Raw genomic sequence first — 20,724 nt, forward strand, 5'->3', positions numbered from 1 at the left:
TGTTCATGCCCCTGCAGATCGTCCACCACCCCGACTACGACGCCGGCTTTGCCACCAACCACCGCTTCCCGATGAGCAAGTATCCCTTGCTGATGGAGGCCTTGTGCACACGCGGCCTGGCCGGGCCCGGGGCGCTCAACACAGCGGAACCCGCGCCGGCGTCATGGCTGAAGCTTGCCCACGCGTCCGACTATGTCGACCAGGTCATCAGCTGTTCGGTGCCGGAAAAAATCGAACGCGAGATCGGCTTTCCGGTCGGCCCCCGCGTTTCGCTGCGCGCGCAGCTTGCCGCCGGTGGCACGATACTGGCGGCGCGGCTTGCCTTGCGCCACGGCATTGCCTGCAACACCGCCGGCGGCAGCCATCATGCGCGGCGCGCGCAAGGTGCCGGCTTTTGCACCTTCAACGACGTCGCCGTCGCCTCGCTGGTGCTGCTCGCCGAGAGTGCCGCACAAAACATCCTGGTCGTCGATCTCGACGTGCATCAGGGTGACGGCACCGCGGACATTCTGAGCGATGAGCCACGCGTGTTCACCTTCTCCATGCATGGCGGGCGTAACTACCCCGTGCGCAAGATCGCTTCCGACCTCGACATCGCGCTGCCCGACGGCACGGGCGATGCTGCCTATCTGGAAAGGCTGGCCGCCACCCTGCCGGAACTGTCTGCCCGGGGGCACTGGGACATCGTTTTCTACAATGCCGGCGTCGACGTCCATGCCGAGGATCGGCTTGGCAGGCTGGCGCTTTCCAATCACGGGCTACGCGCCCGCGATACGATGGTGATCGATCATTTCCGCGCGATCGGCATTCCCGTCTGCGGTGTCATCGGCGGCGGCTATTCCACGGATGTGCCGACACTCGCGTCGCGGCACGCCATTCTGTTCGAGGTCGCGTCGAGCTACGCCTAGAAGCTCATTTCCGGTAGTTGGCGATCCTGAGCAGGATGAAAGCCGGCACGACGATCGCGGCACCCAGCAGGATGTAACCGAGGAAGCGGTCGATGGCATGGAAGCCCAGATTCCACAGGTCCATGAAGAATTTCTGGATGCCGTAGAACACATCCATCGGCGACCAGCCAAAGGCATTCATGACAAGGCCGACGAGGAACGACACCACCAGTAGCTTCAGGATCACCCTGAATGGCGAGTCGCCGAGAAAGCGCGTCAGTGCGGACAAGGCCGTCTCCCGATTGAGATGCCCGGACTCATGGGCACAGTCCAGAGATACGTGCTTGGCGGCCATCCATCAAGCCAGGGCGGCCTGTGCGCTGAACCGGGTGCGCCGAGCCGGTATCCGTTGCTAGCTTCTGACGGTCAATCCGCACCGCTCCAGCATCTGGCCGAGCGGCGAGCTCGCCGGAATGGCACGGCCCTTCATCCACTGGCTGAGCGTATGACCGAACAAATGGATGCACAGGGTGCGCGGCGTTCCGATGTCGGCAAGCGAGAGATGCGGATCGACCAGCAAGGCGACCTGGTGATGGCTGACCGGGTAGAAGACGTCGATCGGTGCCGCGTGATGAATGGTACCGGCCTCGCGGGCGAAATAGGTGATCGCCTCGGGTCCCAGCTTGCCCCAGCTGTAATTGGAGATATGGATCGGCAAGCCGATGAATTTGCGGAACCTGTAGCGCAGCAGCTTGGAGCGCACGAGCCATGGCACGATGTAGTAGGGGTCGTCCGCGAACTTCAGCATCTCGATCAGTGTCTGGCTGCCGACCGGTAATTTCAGCACCGCGCCGTTGAGCTGATCACCCGTCTGATAGCCGAAAATATAGTCCTGCTTCGGTATTGGTCTGACACAGAACACATCGCAATCGACGTACAGACCGAGCCCGGCCTCCAGGATCTTCAAACGAAAAAGATTGGAAAAGAGCGACGGGCTTCCGTTCGACTTGTAATAGACGACCCGCTCCCTCGACATCAGTTTCGACGCGTCGGCGGTTTCCACATCGGGCGGAACATTGCGCGGGATGTCATAGCAATGGAGAACCATCCGGTGCCCAGCCAGCACGAAGGAACGCAAGCAGGAGGCGTGAAGATCGTCCAGAGACGCGCCGATCCAGACGGCGTTGACGACTGGCTCGATGGCGCTGTCCGGCCTTGTTGCTGGACGTTCGGTATCCAGGGCGGTCACTGGCGCTCGATGCTCCTGACCCCGGCCGAGAAATCCTTGATGATCCTGGCTGGCGACCTCAGTTCACGCATCGCGGCCCTGTAGCCCGCCGCCCGTTCCTCAAGCACGGGCATTGCCTGGAAAACATCCCTGACGAGATCGAGCCCGCGGGCGTTGTATGGCCGAAAATACCGTCCAGCCGTTGCATTCAGCGAGGTTGCGGGCACGCCAACCGGCACACAGCCGGCATAGGCGCATTCGACATATTTCATCAGCTCGACATTGTGGAGCGCCCCGCAAAGGAAGAAATGGGTGAATTGCGAGGCAAGGCTGACAAAGCGCGCGTGCGTGATGTCGTGACGCGGCGGCTTTCCATCCTCCGGATAGCCGGGATGCTTGAGATCGAAAAGAAACGGCCTCAACCAGGGAAACCGGGAGCGCTTGCGACGCAGGGCATAGCGCAACGGATACAGGGTCCTGGAATTGCTGCCCGACAGGAAGATCTTTCGGCGACGGCCAGAAAGCGGAGTATCGAGTTCTCGCGAGGAATCGTATGCGTAGGGCAAGTGGACGACGCGAGAGACTTTCAGCGTCGTCACGAAGGCCAGGAATGGTCCCTCGGGATCGTAGGTCGTCGCATAGTGGACGCCGGGATGGTCGGCGCAATCGAAGATGTACCTGACACAGGGATTGGCCGTCTCCGGCATGTCCGGATCGCTGACCCGGAAGAAGAGCAGTGGCCGCCGGCTGGCGGCAACCGCCAGATGCTTTTTGAGCACCTCGACATCGCCGGGTTCGAGACGATTGTCGACGACGGCGACCTCGCAATCGCCCTGGCCGATCTGGCTGATCGGCCGGGCCTCCCACGACAACGGTCTGGCGAAGGCCGGGCCTACACCCGGGTAGATCGCCTTGTCATACGGATGCGTATCCGAATGGAAATAGATGATCCGCAAAGCAAATTCCCCCGAATTGCCCTGGGCACAGCAAACCGAAGCCTCCGGCCGGAGGCCATTTGCCCACGGATTTTGTACGCTGCCGCATGGGAGTCGAGCAACTGGAGGGACTGTTCATCTCGAACAAGTGATCGAAATTCCGGGCTTGCGAAGGCCCGCAATTCTTAAATATAGGTAAACAAAATCACTTTAATTTATTGAAAATAAAGTACAAAATCGTCATTTTCGAATTTTGCGCAATGTGCGTGCAATTTTCACCTGCGAGACAGTCGGCGTCTTTCAGGTGACTGATTGCATGACGCTCCGACCCCCTACCACAGCTGGCGAACGCCAGTTTCAGGACCGTGCAGCCATCCCTGAAAGACACCAAATCGGAGCCCGACCGCCGCAACGGCCAGGCTCCCCGGGAGTTAACCTGCGTACCGATTTGCCGGATGCGCGTTTGTGTTGGAGTAATGCTCGTGTCCTCTCAAGCAAAGATCGTCTTGACGGCCGGTGTCCTTGGCATCTGCCTTCTCGGGCCGGCGATGGCCGCCGACCTTTCACCGACCTACAATGATCCCCCCGCCTTCCAGTGGAGCGGCGCCTATGTCGGCGTCCATGGCGGCACGGCGTTCACAAGGATGCCCAATCCGTTCGCCGATCGAAATGGCTTCAGCGGCGGCGTTCAGGCCGGCTACAACCAGCAGATGGGTCCGGCGGTCCTCGGCGCCGAGATCGAAGGCTCCTATCTGGGCGGCGCCGAACATGACGTCCAGGGCGGCAAGATCAAGGAGAAATGGCGTGGTGCCGCCAAGGCCAAGGCAGGCGTGAGCTTCGACCAGACGCTGCTGTTTGGAACCGGCGGCGTTGCCCTGACCAAATTCGACAAGGGTGACAATGTCGGCAGCGCCGATGGATGGAAGGTGGGCTATCTGCTGGGCGCCGGCATCGAGCAGGGCTTTGCCGGTGGGCTATCCGCCAAGGTCGAGTACGACTATGTCCGCACCCCCGGCGTCGAGACGACATCGGCCCTTGGCACGTCCAAGACGACGATCGGCAGCCATGAGCTGAAGGCCGGCATCAACTACCGGTTCTAGAACAGTTGGGTCGGATTGCGCGATGCCAGCCGGCATCGCGCAATCCTGCGTTTCGGCATGCGCCAAGACCTGAGGCGGCGGTCGGCTTTTTCCGTAACGGACCCAGTTCCCGCGCCTCTTCGCAATGTCGATGCAATCTTCGCGATCTAGGTCCCCGCACGTGAATTTTCATGATGGGAATCTGTTCCGATATGTTCACATATGGCGCCGGCCTCCTCATACGGGGCTCGAAGATAGTGTTCGTCGCAGTCGCGCTCGCGCTCGCGGGCTGTGCCTCCGACATCATGAAGAACTATGTCGGACAGCCGGTCGAATCGGTCATCCTGGATTACGGTCCATCAACGGCGATCGTCGATCTTGGCCAGGGCGAACGCGCCTATCAGTGGCGCAAGGTATCGACGTCAGCGGTTTCCGGGACCTCGAGCGGTGAGGTTCGCCACACAAAACACGGAACCGTCTATGAAGAGACCGAGATGCCCGGCTATATCGAGCATCAGGAATGCTTCTACACATTCTACGCCCGCGCCTCCGGTGGCCGCTGGTTCATCACCAATTTCCGCCAGCCAAAGCTGGAATGCGAATGATTTGCCGCGGCCGAAGACCCAGACCGGCCGCGGATAAAGGAGAATATTCATGCGCGTCCTGTTGATCGAGGACGAACCGGAAATGGCCTCCGTGCTGAAGGCCGCTCTCGAGCGTCTGGACATCATCGTCGACCATGCCGCGACATTGGCCGATGCCGAGGCGATGGCCCGCCTGGGCTATCATGACGCGGTGGTGCTGGACCGCCGGCTGCCGGATGGCGACGGCCTCAGCCTCATACCGCGCCTGCGCGCCTTGCATCTGGATGTGCCGGTCATCGCGCTGACGGCGATGAGCGGGCTGGACGACCGGGTCGCCGGGCTCGATGCCGGCGCCGACGATTACATGGTCAAGCCCTTTGCCACGGTGGAACTCGTCGCGCGGCTTCATGCCTTGCACCGGCGCTCGTTCACGTCGCGCGCCAACCAGACGATGGTCGGCCGCCTCACCTATGATTTCCGCCATCGCGAGGCGCTGGTCGAGGACCAGACGCTCGATCTGCCGCGGCGCGAAAGGCTGGTGCTCGAAACGCTGATCCGCCGGCCGGGGCGGACCATCATGCGCAGCGCGCTGGAGGAAGCCGTCTACGCGCTGGATGACGAGATCGGCTCCAATGCACTCGATGCGCATATTTCGCGGCTGCGCCGCAAGCTCGACGATGTCGCCGCCGGCATCGAGATCCGGGCGATCCGCAACCTTGGCTACCTCTTGCGGGCGGTCTCGTGAAGAAGGTCCGCACGCGCTCGCTGCAGTGGATCCTCGTCCGGCGGCTGATCCTGCTGCAGGCGGCGACGCTGCTGATCTTCATCGTGCTTTGCGCGGCAGCGCTTTGGATCGCCAATCCGCGCCTTTTGATCGACAACGAGGCGGCCGTTGCCGCCATCAAGGAAGCGGTCGGCCGTGACGGCAACGGCAAACTGATCGTGCTTGAGACCGAGGAGCTTACCAGCTTTCGCGAGGGCTTCCCCAATGTCTGGTACATCGTTCGCGACGGCAGCGGCCAGAGCGTGCGCTTTGGCACCGTGCCTGACGTCTACGCCCGGAATTTTGGCGACCTGCTGGGCGAGGCCGATCACGCCACCATCGGATTTTCCGAAGATGATTTGAGGCCGGAGGCTTATCTTGAAAAGGCCGCGACCAGGGCCGGCACGGTACAGATCATCGCCGGGACGCGGTCGTCGCGAGAAACCGACGGCCTCGAGCTCAGCATTTCGGCCACGATCGACGTCGCCAGGAACCCCGATGGCAGCAGGAACTGGGAGAAGGCACTCCCCGCGCTTGCGGTCATCATCCTCATCCTGTTGTTGCCGATCGTCCTGGTCATGGGAACCACGACGCTGGTGACGACGCCAGCCGTGGTGCGCCGCTCCTTCGCCGGCCTTGTCGAAACGGTCCGCCAGGCCACGCGCATCGACATCGGCACCCGCGCCATGCAGTTGCCGGTCAAGCAGGTGCCCCAGGAAATCGCGCCGCTGGTGCATGCCTTCAACGAGGCGCTCGCCCGCGTCGCCCAAGGCTACGACCGCCACAACCGCTTCCTCACCGACGCGGCGCATGAACTGCGCACGCCGATCGCCATCCTGCGCACACGCGCCGAACTGCTGAAGCAGGAGCCGCAGAGCGTGCGCCTGCTGCATGACATCGAGCGCCTGTCGCATCTTGCCCAGCAACTGCTCGACCATCAGTTGCTCGACCGGCCGTCGGACCAGCGCCAGTTCATCGATCTCGACGATCTCGTCAGCCGGGTCGCCGCCGACTTCGCCCCATTGGCCATCGAGGCCGGCTATGACCTCGCCTTCGAGCCTCCACCCGGCAAGGCCCAGGTGGAGGTCAATGTCCTGCAGATCGAGCGCGCGCTCGCCAACCTCGTGCGCAACGCCATCGAGCATGGCGGCGGCGGCGGCACGATCACGATCGCCATCGACGGCACCGGTGGCGTCGAGGTGCGCGACGAAGGCCCCGGCATTCCGGCGGAAGAGCATGAGAACGTCTTCGAACCCTTTTACCGCTTGCAGCCGCAGTCGCGCCGGGCGGGGCTAGGACTGAATCTCGCCCGGCAGATCGCGCTGCTGCATGACGGCACGATCCGCATCCTGACGGGCTCATGGCGCGGCGCCCGCATCCGCATGGAGTTGCCGGTGCTTTCGTGACGGTGTCGGGCCCATGGCGTCGGCCGGCCGATGACCCCGTGTCGATCCCTGGCTTATCTGTTTTCTAACCAATTGCGGCTATTGCCATTCCAAGAGCGGGAGCCAGGCTTTGGTGGGAACGGGAAAAATCGGCGCGCACCGCGCAATCGCCCTGTCGGTCGTGGTGCCATGCTACAATGAACGCGACGGCGTGGCCGAGCTTCACCGACGCGTCAGCGCCGTGTGCCTCGAGCAAAGCCCTTCCTACGAGATCGTGCTTGTCATCGACGGAGCGACCGACGGCACCCGCGAGGCGATCTTCGAACTGGCCGAAAAGGACGACCATGTCGTCGCCATCGACCTTGCCCGCAATTACGGCCACCAGATCGCGCTCAGCGCCGGGCTGGAATTCTGCCGCGGCGAGCGCATTCTCATTCTCGACGCCGACCTCCAGGATCCGCCCGAACTGCTCAGCGCGATGATGGCGAAGATGGATGAAGGCTTCGACGTCGTCTACGGCCAGAGGGTGAAGCGCGACGGCGAAAGCTGGTTCAAGCTTGCTTCCGCGTCGCTGTTCTACCGCCTGCTCGGCCGGATGGTCGATGTCGAGATCGCACCGGACTCCGGCGACTTCCGGCTGATGAGCCGCCGTGCGCTCGACCATCTGAATGCGATGCCCGAGCGCTACAGGTTCATTCGCGGCATGGTGAGCTGGATAGGGCTCAGGCAAGTCGCCTTTCCCTATGAAAGGCACCGGCGCTTTGCCGGCACCACCCACTATCCCCTGAAGAAGATGGTTCTTCTGGCGGTCGACGCGATGACCAGCTTTTCGATCGTGCCGTTGCGGTTTGCCTCGCTGCTGGGGATGATGTTCGGTCTGCTCGGACTGGTCGTGCTCGGCTACACGCTGTTCGAATGGTCCAGGGGCAATGTGGTGCCCGGCTGGACGAGTCTTGCCGCGATCATGCTGATCATGGGCAGCGTCCAGCTTCTGGTGCTCGGCATCTTCGGCGAGTATCTCGGCCGCATGTATATGGAGACAAAGCGGCGGCCGCTCTACTTCGTCAACGAAATCGTTGCGCGCGACCGGCCGGCCAAGGACAGCGACCTGCCCGTCCATCGCCTGCAGGAGATGGCGAAAAGAGCCGCGCGTGGCTGAGGCGAAGGTCGACCGGAAGCAACGGGAACGGCATGGGCAGGATGCGGTCGGCTCTTCCGTCTGATATCTCGCAGATGCTGCGCTTCGGCGCCGTCGGGCTTGTCAACACGGCGCTTGGATATACGCTGATCCTGGCCGGGCTGGCGCTGGGCCTCGGCGATATCCTTTCCAATGCGGCAGGCTATGCCGCGGGCCTCACGCTTGGCTTCTTCCTCAATCGTCAATGGACATTCGGACGTGCCGGCGGCTTTCGCCCCGGCGGGGTCACTCGATACGCGATCACTTTCGTCGTCGCCTATGGCGCCAATCTGGGCGTCGTGATTACCGCCATGTCTGCCGGCTTCATCGAGAACCCGTTTGTCCATCTGGCGGGAAATTGCCTCTACTCGATAATCTTCTATCTTGGCTCGGCCCGGTTCGTCTTTGTCGGCGGCGCGGATGATCCCGTGGCCGCAACGAACGCGAAATGGCGATAACATGAACCAGGCCGCAACTATCGTGACGGCGACGCCTTCACTCGGGGACGCGCAACGCATACGGCTGGTATTCTGCCTTCTCGGCGCCTGCATCGTGGCATTCGTGCTCACCGCCTTTGCCGGTGCGATCCTGCAGGATCCCGACAATTGGTGGCAAGTGAAGGTCGGACTGGACTTCCTGGAAAACCGGACGTTTCCGGCCGTCGATCCCTATTCCTATACGTTCGCCGGCCAGCCCTGGATCGCCAAGGAATGGCTGGGGCAGGTCTTTCTGGCCCTTGCCTACCGTGCGGGCGGCTGGAATGGCGTCGTCACCCTGATCATCGCCACGGTCGGCCTGACCGTCTTGTTGATGGGATGGTTCCTCAGCGCATGGCTGAAGCCGATACTGGCGATAGCGCTGGCCTTCGCGGCGGCTTTCCTGATCGCCCCGATCTACACGGCGCGCCCCCACGTCCTCACCTTGCCGATCATCGTCGTCTGGACGGCAATGCTGTTTCGTGCCGCACAAGAAGAGAAGGCCCCGCCTTTGTGGCTGCTCGTGCTCGTCGTCTTGTGGGCCAACCTGCATGCCACGTTCACCCTGAGTTTCGTCATCGCCGCCTTTGCCGGGCTCGCTCTGCTGGCGCGCTTGGGCCTGTCGAAACCCGTCCTGCTGGCAAAATGGGTCGCTTTCGGCTTGCTCTGCCCACTGGTCAGCTTGCTGCATCCCTATGGCGTGAAAGCCATCCTGGCGACGTTCACCGTGGCCTATGGCAACGAGGCCGTGCCCCTTATCCTGGAGTGGCGACCGTTCAATGCCCAGGAGCAGCTCTTCCAGGAAGCGGCGATGCTGCTGGCGCTTTTCGGGCTTTTGGTATCGAGGCTGCGGATCGGCTGGGCCAAGGCGTTGTTCATCGTCTTCGCCTTGCATGTCTATCTCGCCCATCTGCGATTTGTATATCTGCCCTTCCTGTTGATTCCCCTGGTGATCGCGGTCGAGGTCGCACTGCAATACCCTTCGCTCTCAACCACGAGCTGGCTGGCCGAAAAGCGTGACGGGCTGGAAAAACTCTTCGCCAGCCGGTTCTACGCGATCTGCGGCGCGATGGCTGTCTTGTTGTTCGGCTCGGTCTTGGTCCTCGGCAGTGCCTATCAGGTGGCGCCGAGCCCGAAGACATCGGCCAGTGGCGCCCTCGCATTCGCCAGGGATCACCACCTCACAGGCAACGTGCTGAATTCCTACAATTTCGGCGGCACGCTGATCTTCCACGGCATCAAGACCTATATCGACGGCAGGACGGACCAGTTGTTCCTGGGCGGGTTCACGAAAACCGACGAGGCAACGGGACACAGCGACGGAAAACCGCTGCTCGAGGCACAGCTGAAGAAATACGCGATAGGCTGGGCACTTCTTACGGCCGACGACACCCGCATTCCGTTCTTCGCGGAGCTGGGCTGGAAGCGGGCCTATGCGGACGACGACGCCGTGATCTACCTGCCCGGCGCCTGATCTACCTCCCGCGAAACGGCTTCGCCAGCGTTCAAAGGGCGGCATATGCCTTGACATGCATGTTGCAGTGCAGCAAACTTCTGCTGCAGAGCACAGTCCGGGGCCCCACAAGCCACGACTACGACGGGGATCGCCGTATGAGCAGCATGTCAGGTTCCGCCGCACGACTGCCATGGGCCACGGCGTACGGACCGGCCGAATGAATTACAGACGCGATATCGATGGTCTGCGGGCCGTTGCGGTGCTGCCCGTCGTGCTCTTCCATTTCGGCGTGTCCGCCATTCCCGGCGGCTTCACGGGCGTCGACATCTTTTTCGTCATATCGGGCTATCTGATCAGCGGCAGCCTGCTCGACGATCTCGAGCGCGGCCAGTTCTCGATCGGCCGCTTCTACTGGCGCCGTGCGCGGCGCATCCTGCCGGCGCTGACTTTCGTCATCCTGCTCGCGAGCATCGCCGCCTGGTTCATCCTGCTGCCGTCCGACCTTCACGAATACAGCCTCAGCGTGATCGCGGCCTCGACCTTCTGGTCGAACATCTATTTCTGGAAGACGACCAACTATTTCTCCATCGACGCGGAACTGCGGCCACTGCTGCACACATGGTCGCTTTCGGTCGAAGAGCAGTATTATATCTTCGCGCCGATCCTGGTGTATCTGATCTACCGATACGCCTCGAAGCGCTGGCTGACGATATTGCTGCCGATCGCCATCGGCAGTTTTGCCCTGGCGGTCATGGCAACCACGCTGGCGCCGACTGCCGGCTTCTACCTCCTGCCGACACGCATCTGGGAACTGGCGCTGGGCGCCATTCTGATGCTGAAAAAACCGCCGGCACTGACCAGCCGTCCGCTGACGGAACTGATCGGCCTCGCCGGTTTTGGCCTGATCGCATTCGGCTTCCTGACGATTTCGGAGAGCGACCCGTTTCCGGGCTACAATGCCCTGTTCCCCTGCATCGGAACGGCGCTGCTCATCTATGCGGGCCAGGCGCATGCCGACAGGCCGGTGCCTGTCGCGACGCGCGTGCTTCAGCTCACTCCGCTGGTCTGGGTCGGGCTCATCTCCTATTCGCTCTACCTCGTTCACTGGCCGATCAATTCGTTCGTCCACTACCTCTCGCTGAAAGCCATCGACGTGCCGACGATCATGGCGATGACGGTGGCGAGCGTCGCGCTGGCGACATTCTCGTGGAAGTATGTCGAGCAGCCCTTCCGCCAGAAGGGGGCCTTCACCGCCCCGCTGCCCATCTTCGCTTTCTCAGCCGCGGCGATCGCCTTGCTGTGCGTCGGCGGCCTGGCCGATGTGCTGGGCAAGGGTTTTCCGCAACGGTTCCCGGACTTCTCGACGCAACGGGTCGTGGTGGGTGACTGGCGCAACGGCGTCTGTTTCAACGAGGGCGCGAACCGGATCGAGGACTGGAACCTCGCCGACTGCACCCGCACGCATGGCTTTGCCACCAACGTGCTGCTGTGGGGCGATTCCTTCGCGGCTCACTATGTGTCGGGGCTGGAGGCCAATGCCGAGAAGATCCAGGCCAATGTCATCCAGTACACCTATGCTGGCTGCCCACCCAACCTGAGCTACTTTTCCTACGCCCGGCCGGCCTGCACGCGCTTCAACGAACGGGCGCTGTCGATCATCCGCGAAGCCAACATCCAGGCCGTGATCTTGAGCGGCCGATGGACCGACTACCAGGCCAGGGGTTTTGACGGCCTGCAGAAGACGATTGACCGGCTGCGCGACATGGGCGTCAAGGTCTATGTCATCGGCCAGTCTCCGGAATTCATCGCCGACGTCCAGAAAATCGCCTTCTTCGCGAGACGGGACCATGTCGCCAACACATCCTGGCCGATGGCCATGGATCCGGACATCAATAAGCAGGTGCTGCCGTTTACCAAAGGGGCCACCTTCATCGACCCGCTGGCCTATCTCTGCGACTCGGCCGGCTGTTCCTATGCCGACGCGGGCACCAGGCAGTTTCTCTACTTCGACTACGGCCATTTCTCTTCCGCCGGCGCGACGCTCGCCATCTCGAAATACTGGCCAAGCTTTGCCGCCAGCAACAAAGTCGCGAAGGCGAAATAGAAATCGCGGACCAGCGCTGGGGGAACCGCGAAAGCGTCTGTTCAGGGATCGCTTTGCGATTGCCCGAAGGCCGAACCTCATGGTAACGAGGGCACGCGCGGGTATGATGTAATGGTAGCCTGTCAGCTTCCCAAGCTGAACGCGCGGGTTCGATTCCCGCTACCCGCTCCAGCATAAGCCGCAAGGGTTGCACCTGATTTGGAGAACCCTGAAACTGACAGTTTTACAGCCTATGTTCTCTTTACGGCCTCACTGAGCCGAATCCTGCCGATGCAGCGAAGCTAAGCCTGGCCAACGCGCATCTGCTTCTTGAGGAGGAACCGGGCGAGGTTGCTGATGTTTCGCGGCGCCACCTTCTTGGGGAGATGCGCCAGCAGGTCCCCGGACCTGGCGTCGTTCCGAAACCGCTCGGCCCACTCTTCGGTGCGGCTGTCTCGCTGTAACCGCAAATTCGTCGCAAGCTTCCCGCTGGGCATTTCAACAGACAACTGCCGGGCAACCGATGCGACGTAAGGATGAGGATCGTCCAGAAGATCTTCATAGAAGAAATGGTCGTAAGGCAGGTCGGCCAGACGCAAGTAGGCCTCCCAGAAGGCATAGCTCTGCTCGATCAGGAAATAGGCCTGGCAGATACCGGCGAAATCGTATTGCGGCACCAGATCAGCAACGTCCATCGTGCTTCGCCAACGGCCCGACGCCTTTGCCCTGCAATAGGAGATCGCCTGGCGAAGACGGTCCCGCCGCTCCAGCAGGACCAGACCCATGTCATGGCGCCGGACGCATTCCGCGAGGAAGTCGGCTCCATATTTCGCCTGCGACCAGTGAAGATGCCGCGGAAACAGCTTTACAGCGAACCTGCCATTTGCGGTCCCGCCGCGATCGATCACCGCGGACAGGAGTTCATTGAAAGATTTCGGCTTGGACCCCAGCGTGCCCGTGTCGAGCCATTCTGCCGATTGACCCATTATTCCGGTGCTGTTTGCCAGGCTGCCAAGCCATTCGGAGCCGCTGCGGGCTTCGGTCAGTATCGCCACGCCTTTCATGCGTGCCGATTGCCCCTGGTCTGCAAACGTGTGGCCGGTGTTACGGGATATGGTTCTGCTCCTTAATGGCCACTCGGCATGGTCACACCTCTATCTGACGGGCATTTCAATTAGTAAAGTCTAATATGATTCCGTCAATTCGATCTTAGGATAACTGGGACGGACGATTCCGTCACGGTTGGGTGGTTTGTGCCAAGCCAGGCATTACAACACGCAAGCCTTGGACCCTACGCGTCTGTGCAGAGACGACACCGGCCACGCTGCGGTGGCCGGCCCTTTTTCGTCAACGGTTAATTACAGCCAGACGCCGAGCCATACCCGCTCGCGCCAGCAACGCACATGACGGCGTCCGTGGCGCCAGTAGCGGCGGCAAACTCGTCTCCAACCGCGCCGCCGCCGCCGCCTCTCTCCGTAGTAGCGGTCTCCGTAATAGCGATGATGCCAACGACGATGGGAAACCTGCTCGAGCTCGACGCCGTCATCGCCTTCCAAGACAGCCGCATCCTGCTTGTCCAGCTCATCGAGAATTCCATTGCCCTGGGGAACGCCGGCAACCGCGCGACCGGGTCCGGCTAGGCTCGCAAACGCCGCGGCCCCCGCAACGCCTAGCATTCCAGTGAGAAACAACCGACGTTCCATCAGAACCTCCCAAGTTGTTGACATCAGCACCCGTTCCCTCGCCCAAAACGGGCTCCAGCGAGCATGCCGATTTCGCTGAACGCGCGACTGCACGTCTTGTTCCATCATCCCACTTCACGCAGAATGAAGTCGTGCAGCATCTTGGCGGCCGGCGACAGCGCGCGATTCCTGACGGTGATCAGGCTGTAGGGCCTGACCTCGATGTCGAATTCGGTCTGGACCACGTCGATGGCGCCGGCGAGTCCGTCGGGATTCTGGATGAATTTCGCCACCTGTACCGAGACCGGCGCGATGGCGTCGGAGTGCGCGACCATGACCAGCGTGAGGAGCAGCGAACTGGTGTTGAGGATCCGGTCCGGCAGCGCGATGTTGCGGTTGAGGAAATTGCTCTCCATCGCCTGACGCAAGGGCGAACCGCCCGACTGGAAAACCCAGTCATAGGCGGCAGTATCTTCCAGCCGCACCACGTCGCCCCTGGTCAGCGGGTGGCCACGGCGCACGATCAGGCAGGCTTTCTCGACGCCGATGACACGCGATTCGAACAGCCGCGGATTGAGGTCGTCGGGGATGCGCGCAATGATGAAATCGTGGCGCGTGGCGATCAGTTCGCGCGCCAGCACATTGGAGGTCTCGACCTGCATGGTGATCTCGATGCGCGGGTAGATGCGGCGGATTTCGCGAATCGCCGGCACCGCCAGTTCGATCGCCGGCGCCGTCACGGCGCCGAGAAACACGGAACCGCCCTTGCCCGCCTTGAGCTCGGAAATCTCGCGATCGACCTCGCGCATCTCCAGCAGGATCGAGCGTGCGCGCCTGGCCAGCGCCTTGCCGTAGGGCGTCAGCGTGATGCCACGCGGCAGCCGCTCGCACAGCTTCACCTCGAGCACCGCCTCCATCTCGGCGATCATGCGCGATGCCGCCGGCTGCGAAATGTTCATGACCTGCGCCGCCGCGCTCACCCGGCCATGGTCGTCGAGCGCGACGATCATGCGCATGTGACGCAGGCTGAGACCACTGCGCAGCAGGGTTTCGCCATCGCCCGGAGTCTCATTGTAACCATTTGAAATCTCAGTCGGATTCCGTAACGCCGCCATGGATTTTCCTTGCCTCTTGCGCGACCCTCTGGCACTTGCCAGCAACCTGCCACGGCCCATAACATATACCACTTGCGGTATAGCAACCATCAAAGATCGCATTTGACAGTTATGGCAAAAGGGTCGCAACTTCACGGCGCTTCGAGACGTGACGGTCGCCGACGATAAAAATCGTATCGATTGAAATCAGCGCCTCGGGGCCATGGGAGGATACCGGAGATCGATATGACGGCAGCAGTGCCTTGGCGCTTCTGCACGATTGCGCGGCCCGCGACCCCCGGGGTGCCGCGTCCATTAACCAGGGAGAGTTATGTGAAAATCATCAAGACACTGGCCGCAGTCGCGGCGCTTGGCATCGCTGCCATGACCTATTCGGCGCACGCAGCCGACAAGGGTCTTGTCGGCGTGCTGATGCCGACCAAGACTTCGCAGCGCTGGATCAACGACGGCGATGCCGTCAAGTCCCAGCTCGAGGCTCTCGGCTACACCGTTGACCTGCAGTATGCGCAGGACGACATCCCCAACCAGCTCAGCCAGCTGGAAAACGAAATCACCAAGGGCCCGAAGGCGCTGATCATCGCCTCGATCGACGGCACCACGCTCTCGGATGCGCTGCAGAAGGCCGCTGATGCGGGCGTCGTCGTCGTCGCCTATGACCGCCTGATCAAGAAGACCGCCAATGTCGACTATTACACCACGTTCGACAATTTCGGCGTCGGCGTGATCCAGGCGAATTCGCTGGTCAAGGGCCTCAAGGAGCGCTTCCCGAACACCAAGCCGTGGAACGTCGAACTGTTCGGCGGCTCGCCCGACGACAACAACGCCTTCTTCTTCTACAATGGTGCGATTTCCGTCCTGCAGCCGCTGATCGACGACGGCTCGATCAAGATCAAGTCCGGCCAGATGGGCATGGACAAGGTCGGCACGCTGCGCTGGCTGGCGGCGACCGCCCAGGCCCGCATGGACAACCTGCTCTCCGCCAACTACTCGGACGGCAGCCGCGTCGACGGCGTTCTGTCGCCCTATGACGGCCTGTCGCGTGGTATCACCGCCTCGCTGCGCGCCGTTGGCTACGGCACGGCCGCTCAGCCCTGGCCGATCGTGACCGGTCAGGACGCCGAGACCGCTTCGGTCAAGCTGATCATCACGGGCGAGCAGTACTCGACCGTGTTCAAGGACACCCGCGACCTGGCCAAGGCTACCGTCGGTCTGGTTGACAAGGTGCTCTCGGGCGGCAAGCCGGATGGCCTCGACACCAAGACCTACAACAACGACGTCAAGGTCGTTCCCTCGATCCTCTTGACGCCGCATGAGGTCGACAAGTCGAACTACCAGAAGCTGGTCGTCGACTCCGGCTACATCAAGGCCGAAGATCTGAAGTAATTTCGGTTCTAAAATCAGGGGTCCTGCGCGACGCAGGGCCCCTTTTCGTTCACCAGCGAGCCCGGTATTGTTACCGACCTCGCCGGCAGTGTTTGCCGACCTCTCAAGGAGCGGTAGTTACCATGGCCTCGACGATTTTGGAGATGCGCGACATCACCAAGACGTTTCCCGGCGTGAAGGCGCTGTCGAACGTCAACCTCAGCGTCGAGGAAGGCGAGATCCACGCCGTGGTCGGCGAGAACGGCGCCGGCAAGTCGACGCTGATGAAGGTGCTGTCGGGCGTCTATCCCTCCGGCACCTATGACGGCCAGATCATCTTCCAGGGCCAGGAATGCCAGTTCAAAGGCATCCAGGACAGCGAACACAAGGGCATCGTCATCATCCACCAGGAGCTTGCGCTGGTGCCGATGCTGTCGATCGCCGAAAATATCTTCCTCGGCAACGAGCACGCCAAATTCGGCGTCATCGACTGGGACGCCAACGAGCAGCGCACAAGCGCGCTGTTGAAAAAGGTGGGCCTCAAGGAAGACCCCAAGACGCTGATCACCAATATCGGCGTCGGCAAGCAGCAGCTGGTCGAGATCGCCAAGGCGCTCAGCAAGGAAGTGAAGCTGCTGATCCTCGACGAGCCGACGGCGTCGCTCAGCGAAAAGGACAGCCAGGCGCTGCTCGACCTGCTGCTCGAATTCAAGCGGCAAGGCATGACCTCGATCCTGATTTCGCACAAGCTCAACGAGATCAACCGGGTCGCCGACAAGGTCACCGTCATCCGTGACGGGCGCACCATCGAGACGCTGGCCAAGAAGGACATCTCGGAAGACCGCATCATCACCTCGATGGTCGGCCGCTCGCTAGACGACCGCTATCCGCCGCGCGAGCCTCACATCGGCGAGGTCGTGTTCGAGGTGAAGAATTGGTCGGTCTATCACCCGATCCATGCCGAGCGGCAGGTGATCAAGGGCATCGACATCAACGTGCGCAAGGGCGAGGTGGTCGGCATTGCCGGGCTGATGGGCGCCGGCCGCACCGAATTCGCCATGAGCCTGTTTGGCCGCTCCTACGGCCGCCGCATCACCGGTGAGGTGCTGCTCAAGGGCAAGCCGGTCGATGTCTCCTCGGTAAGCAAGGCGGTCCAACACGGCATCGCCTACGTGACCGAGGATCGCAAGACCTACGGCCTCAACCTCATCGACCATATCAAGCACAACATCACGCTCGCCAATCTCGGCGGCGTCTCGCGCCACAGCGTCATCGACGACATGCGCGAGCTCGCCGTTGCCAACGACTATCGCAAGAAGACCAATATCCGCGCTTCCAGCGTCTATCAGTTGACCGGCAATCTTTCGGGCGGCAACCAGCAGAAGGTGGTGCTGTCGAAATGGCTGTTCGCCGATCCTGAAGTGCTGATCCTCGACGAGCCGACACGCGGCATCGACGTCGGCGCCAAGTATGAAATCTACACGATCATCGCGCGCCTTGCTGCCGAAGGTAAGGCAATCGTGGTCATCTCGTCGGAAATGCCGGAATTGCTCGGTATCACTGACCGCATCTACGTCATGAACGAAGGCCGCATCGTCGGCGAAATGCCGGCGGCGGACGCAAGCCAGGAAAAAATAATGCGCGCCATCGTTCGCGGAGAAGGAAAAGCAGCATGAGCACCGAGAGCGCCCCCGCCCCGCATGGTAATGTCGCCGAAGAACAGCGTCCACGTATCGCCGTCTCGGCGCTGACGACGAACCTGCGCGAATACGGTCTGATCATCGCGCTGATCGTCATCATGCTGTTCTTCCAGTTCACCACGTCGGGAACGCTGTTCAAGCCGGTCAACCTCAGCAATCTGGTGCAGCAGAATTCCTTCATCATCGTGATGGCGCTGGGCATGCTGCTGGTCATCGTTTCCGGCTATATCGACCTCAGCGTCGGATCGGTCGCCGGTTTCATCGGCGCGTTGGCGGCGAACATGATGGTCATCTGGCAGCTCGGACCGCTCAGCAATCCGCTGGTGGTTTCGATCGTCTGCCTGGTCGTGGGCGGCCTGATCGGCGCGGCACAAGGCTATTGGATCGCCTATCACCGAATACCGAGCTTCATCGTCACGCTGGCCGGCATGCTGATCTTCCGCGGCATCTGCCAGGCGCTGCTGGGCGGCGGATCCTCGGTCGGGCCGCTTCCGGACGACTTCAAAATGCTCAGCTCCGGCTTCATCCCGGATGTCATCGGCCCGCTGACGCTGATCCCGCCGACGGTGAATGCGGCCGGCAAGACCATCATGGGCAGCGGCCTGACGCTGCACATGACGACGATCGTGCTGGGTCTGGTCGCCGTCGTGGCCTATGCCTATTTCGGAGTGAGGACGCGGCGCAAGCGCGAACGTCACGGCTATGAGGCCGAGCCGTTCCCCCTGTTCATCATCAAGACGCTGGTCGCCAGCGCGCTGGCGTTGTTCCTGGTCTATGAGTTCGCCAGCTACAGGGGCCTGCCGGTGGTGCTGCTCGTTATGGGCGTGCTGATCTCGCTGTTCGTCTTCGTCACCAAGCGCATGACCATCGGCCGCCGCATCTACGCCATGGGCGGCAATCCCAAGGCGGCACAGCTGTCGGGCATCAACACCGAGCGGCTGACACTGATGGTGTTCATCAACATGGGCGTGCTGTCGGCGCTCGGCGGCCTGATCATCGCGGCTCGCCTCGGCCAGGCGGTGCCCGCGGCGGGTCTGGGCAGCGAGCTCGACGTCATCGCCGCCGTCTTCATCGGCGGCGCCTCGGCGATGGGCGGCGTCGGCCAGGTCATCGGCGCGGTCGTCGGCGGCTTCATCATGGGCGTCATGAACAACGGCATGTCGATCATGGGCGTCAATGTCGACTGGCAGCAGGTGGTCAAAGGCCTGGTTCTGCTCGGCGCCGTGATCTTCGACGTCTATAACAAGAACAAGGCCTGACAGGAGCAATTCCAGGAAAACTGCGTCGTGGTTTTCCCACAGGGATTGACTCGAAACAAAATACTTGGAGCGGGTTGAACCGCTCCGGCGAGGTAACGAGGAAGGCATACGGGTCTAGATCGCGATGCTGCCGGCAAATAGTCGGCATCAAGAAGTCCCCCCGGGGATCAAGCCCGCGAGCGCAATCCGGACGAAGAATTTCACCCGTGGCGCGGCGAGGTCCGAGCCGCGCAGGTCAGGGTTTGCCGAGAGGCAACCAGGCCAAGACACATGAGAGAGGATTGATCATGCTGATCTCGCAGATTCTCGACGACGCCGAGACCATCCGCGTCGTTGCCCGCAATGGCGGCAAGACCCGGATCATCAACGGCGCCCGCAGCGTCTACTCGCTGGCGATGGAGGCTGCCCGCACCGGCGTCGGCCTCGTCGCGCTGATCGAGCGCAAGGGACTTGGCGAGACGGTCGATCTCGATGCCGCCTACAAGAAGGGGCGGCTGTTGTCGCCGATCAACCATCCCGATCCGGCACACCTGCATCTCACCGGCACCGGGCTGACGCATCTCGGCTCGGCGGCGACACGCGATTCCATGCACAAGAAGCTCAGCACCGATGGCGAGGAGCAGCTCACCGATTCCATGAAGATGTTCCGCATGGGCCTGGAAGGCGGCAAACCCGCCAAAGGCCAGGTCGGCGTGCAGCCGGAATGGTTCTACAAGGGCAATGGCACGATGGCCGTGGCGCCAGGTGCGGCACTCCTGTCACCGGCCTTCGCCAAGGACGCCGGCGAGGAACCCGAGGTTGCCGGCATCTATGTCATCGGCGATGACGGCGCCCCCTTCCGTGTCGGCTTCACGCTGTCGAACGAATTTTCCGACCATGTGACCGAGCGCGTGAATTATCTCTTTCTTGCCCATTCCAAGCTGCGCAATGCCTCGTTCGGACCGGAGATCCTGATCGGCGACCTGCCTTCCGACATCCGCGGCACGTCGCGCATCGTGCGTGATGGCAACACGCTGTGGGAAAAGCCATTCCTGTCGGGCGAGGCGAACATGTCGCACACCATCGCCAATCTCGAACATCATCACTTCAAATATTCGGCGTTCCGCCAGCCCGGCGACGTGCATGTGCACATGTTCGGTACGGCGACACTATCCTTCGCCGACGGCGTCAAGACCGAGGCCGGCGATGTGTTCGAGATCGAGGCCGGGGATTTCGGCCTTCCGCTGCGCAACCCGCTCGAGATTGAGCAGCCGGTGAAGGTAGCAGTGAAGGCGCTGTGAGAAACGCCTCTTCCCTTCTCCCCTTTGTTTGGACCGGTGACATCGCGAACAGGTGTGCGAGGACATCGCGAACAGTTTTGCGCTTTTTGCGCGAGGGGGTTCGGGATGCCATTCGAGGACAGAAGCGCTATGAGACAGAAGGAAGAGTTCGTGCGCCTGGCGCTAGCGCCTGGGGCGAATGTGAGCCTTTTGTGCCGGCGCTTCGGTATCGGCCGGACCTGTGGCCACAAGTTGCTTTCGCGCTATCGGATCGAGGGCGAGGCTGGACTGGCC

General features: G+C 61.8%; 20 protein-coding genes and 1 tRNA gene. 16 read left to right on the forward strand and 5 right to left on the reverse strand.

Annotated elements, in window-relative coordinates; translation table 11 throughout:
• Positions 1 to 5: 5 nt before the first annotated feature.
• The gene (locus AC1D05_RS31545) at positions 6 to 908 is read left to right on the forward strand and encodes a histone deacetylase family protein (RefSeq protein ID WP_477446301.1); all 903 of its coding nucleotides are present in this window, start codon (positions 6 to 8) and stop codon (positions 906 to 908) included.
• A 4-nt stretch (positions 909 to 912) separates the two neighbouring features.
• Here the strand turns inward: AC1D05_RS31545 and AC1D05_RS31550 are convergent, their stop codons facing one another.
• From AC1D05_RS31550 to AC1D05_RS31560, 3 genes are all read right to left on the reverse strand, one after another.
• Positions 913 to 1,176, reverse strand: coding sequence for a DUF6460 domain-containing protein (locus AC1D05_RS31550; RefSeq protein WP_172234501.1), 264 nt, complete (start codon positions 1,174 to 1,176; stop codon positions 913 to 915).
• A gap of 123 nt (positions 1,177 to 1,299) precedes the next feature.
• Complete coding sequence (locus AC1D05_RS31555; protein ID WP_477446303.1) at positions 1,300 to 2,136, reverse strand: hypothetical protein; 837 nt, start codon at positions 2,134 to 2,136, stop codon at positions 1,300 to 1,302.
• The gene (locus AC1D05_RS31560) at positions 2,133 to 3,071 is read right to left on the reverse strand and encodes a hypothetical protein (RefSeq protein WP_477446305.1); all 939 of its coding nucleotides are present in this window, start codon (positions 3,069 to 3,071) and stop codon (positions 2,133 to 2,135) included. The genes AC1D05_RS31555 and AC1D05_RS31560 overlap by 4 nt, the downstream gene beginning before the upstream one ends.
• Positions 3,072 to 3,532: 461 nt before the next feature.
• On the opposite strand from AC1D05_RS31560, the gene AC1D05_RS31565 reads away from it, so the two are divergent.
• The 9 genes from AC1D05_RS31565 (at position 3,533) to AC1D05_RS31605 (ending at position 12,245) form a co-directional block, all read left to right on the forward strand.
• Positions 3,533 to 4,150 carry an outer membrane protein gene (locus tag AC1D05_RS31565; RefSeq protein WP_477446307.1) on the forward strand — a complete coding sequence of 206 codons (618 nt, stop codon included), beginning with the start codon at positions 3,533 to 3,535 and terminating at the stop codon, positions 4,148 to 4,150.
• Between the two features lie 284 nt (positions 4,151 to 4,434).
• The gene (locus AC1D05_RS31570; protein ID WP_477446337.1) at positions 4,435 to 4,734 is read left to right on the forward strand and encodes a hypothetical protein; all 300 of its coding nucleotides are present in this window, start codon (positions 4,435 to 4,437) and stop codon (positions 4,732 to 4,734) included.
• Between the two features lie 49 nt (positions 4,735 to 4,783).
• Complete coding sequence (locus tag AC1D05_RS31575; protein WP_477446309.1) at positions 4,784 to 5,458, forward strand: response regulator transcription factor; 675 nt, start codon at positions 4,784 to 4,786, stop codon at positions 5,456 to 5,458.
• On the forward strand, positions 5,455 to 6,882 hold the full coding sequence (locus tag AC1D05_RS31580) for a sensor histidine kinase (protein ID WP_477446311.1): 1,428 nt from the start codon (positions 5,455 to 5,457) through the stop codon (positions 6,880 to 6,882). The genes AC1D05_RS31575 and AC1D05_RS31580 overlap by 4 nt, the downstream gene beginning before the upstream one ends.
• Before the next feature lie 112 nt (positions 6,883 to 6,994).
• Entirely contained in the window at positions 6,995 to 8,020 is a 1,026-nt protein-coding gene (locus tag AC1D05_RS31585; protein ID WP_477446313.1) for a glycosyltransferase family 2 protein, read from the forward strand.
• A 32-nt stretch (positions 8,021 to 8,052) separates the two neighbouring features.
• Entirely contained in the window at positions 8,053 to 8,496 is a 444-nt protein-coding gene (locus tag AC1D05_RS31590; RefSeq protein ID WP_477446315.1) for a GtrA family protein, read from the forward strand.
• A 1-nt stretch (position 8,497) separates the two neighbouring features.
• Positions 8,498 to 9,988, forward strand: a complete 1,491-nt coding sequence (locus AC1D05_RS31595; protein WP_477446317.1) for a hypothetical protein — start codon at positions 8,498 to 8,500, stop codon at positions 9,986 to 9,988.
• A 199-nt stretch (positions 9,989 to 10,187) separates the two neighbouring features.
• A complete protein-coding gene (locus tag AC1D05_RS31600) occupies positions 10,188 to 12,074 on the forward strand; it encodes an acyltransferase family protein (RefSeq protein WP_477446319.1) in 1,887 nt (628 codons plus the stop codon).
• A 97-nt stretch (positions 12,075 to 12,171) separates the two neighbouring features.
• Positions 12,172 to 12,245: transfer RNA gene (locus AC1D05_RS31605), tRNA-Gly, on the forward strand.
• Between the two features lie 110 nt (positions 12,246 to 12,355).
• Here AC1D05_RS31605 and AC1D05_RS31610 read toward each other — a convergent pair.
• On the reverse strand, positions 12,356 to 13,117 hold the full coding sequence (locus tag AC1D05_RS31610; RefSeq protein WP_477446321.1) for a Stf0 family sulfotransferase: 762 nt from the start codon (positions 13,115 to 13,117) through the stop codon (positions 12,356 to 12,358).
• A 450-nt stretch (positions 13,118 to 13,567) separates the two neighbouring features.
• On the opposite strand from AC1D05_RS31610, the gene AC1D05_RS31615 reads away from it, so the two are divergent.
• Positions 13,568 to 13,693 (forward strand): hypothetical protein, encoded by a 126-nt coding sequence (locus AC1D05_RS31615; RefSeq protein WP_477446323.1) that lies wholly within the window; start codon positions 13,568 to 13,570, stop codon positions 13,691 to 13,693.
• A 167-nt stretch (positions 13,694 to 13,860) separates the two neighbouring features.
• On the opposite strand, the gene AC1D05_RS31620 is transcribed toward AC1D05_RS31615, so the two are convergent.
• A complete protein-coding gene (locus tag AC1D05_RS31620) occupies positions 13,861 to 14,850 on the reverse strand; it encodes a LysR family transcriptional regulator (protein ID WP_477446325.1) in 990 nt (329 codons plus the stop codon).
• A 312-nt stretch (positions 14,851 to 15,162) separates the two neighbouring features.
• On the opposite strand from AC1D05_RS31620, the gene chvE reads away from it, so the two are divergent.
• From chvE to AC1D05_RS31645, 5 genes are all read left to right on the forward strand, one after another.
• Positions 15,163 to 16,233, forward strand: coding sequence for a multiple monosaccharide ABC transporter substrate-binding protein (chvE, locus tag AC1D05_RS31625; protein ID WP_475453518.1), 1,071 nt, complete (start codon positions 15,163 to 15,165; stop codon positions 16,231 to 16,233).
• Positions 16,234 to 16,355: 122 nt separating this feature from the next.
• Positions 16,356 to 17,888: a multiple monosaccharide ABC transporter ATP-binding protein gene (gene mmsA, locus AC1D05_RS31630; protein ID WP_477446327.1), complete on the forward strand. Its 1,533-nt coding sequence runs from the start codon at positions 16,356 to 16,358 to the stop codon at positions 17,886 to 17,888.
• Positions 17,885 to 19,171: a multiple monosaccharide ABC transporter permease gene (gene mmsB, locus AC1D05_RS31635; RefSeq protein WP_477446329.1), complete on the forward strand. Its 1,287-nt coding sequence runs from the start codon at positions 17,885 to 17,887 to the stop codon at positions 19,169 to 19,171. The genes mmsA and mmsB overlap by 4 nt, the downstream gene beginning before the upstream one ends.
• A gap of 287 nt (positions 19,172 to 19,458) precedes the next feature.
• Complete coding sequence (gene araD1 / locus AC1D05_RS31640; RefSeq protein WP_477446331.1) at positions 19,459 to 20,451, forward strand: AraD1 family protein; 993 nt, start codon at positions 19,459 to 19,461, stop codon at positions 20,449 to 20,451.
• A 129-nt stretch (positions 20,452 to 20,580) separates the two neighbouring features.
• Positions 20,581 to 20,724: helix-turn-helix domain-containing protein (locus AC1D05_RS31645; RefSeq protein WP_477446339.1), on the forward strand; the 144-nt coding region annotated here is incomplete at its 3' end.

The sequence above is a fragment of the Mesorhizobium sp. P2_E9 genome (assembly GCF_056403815.1).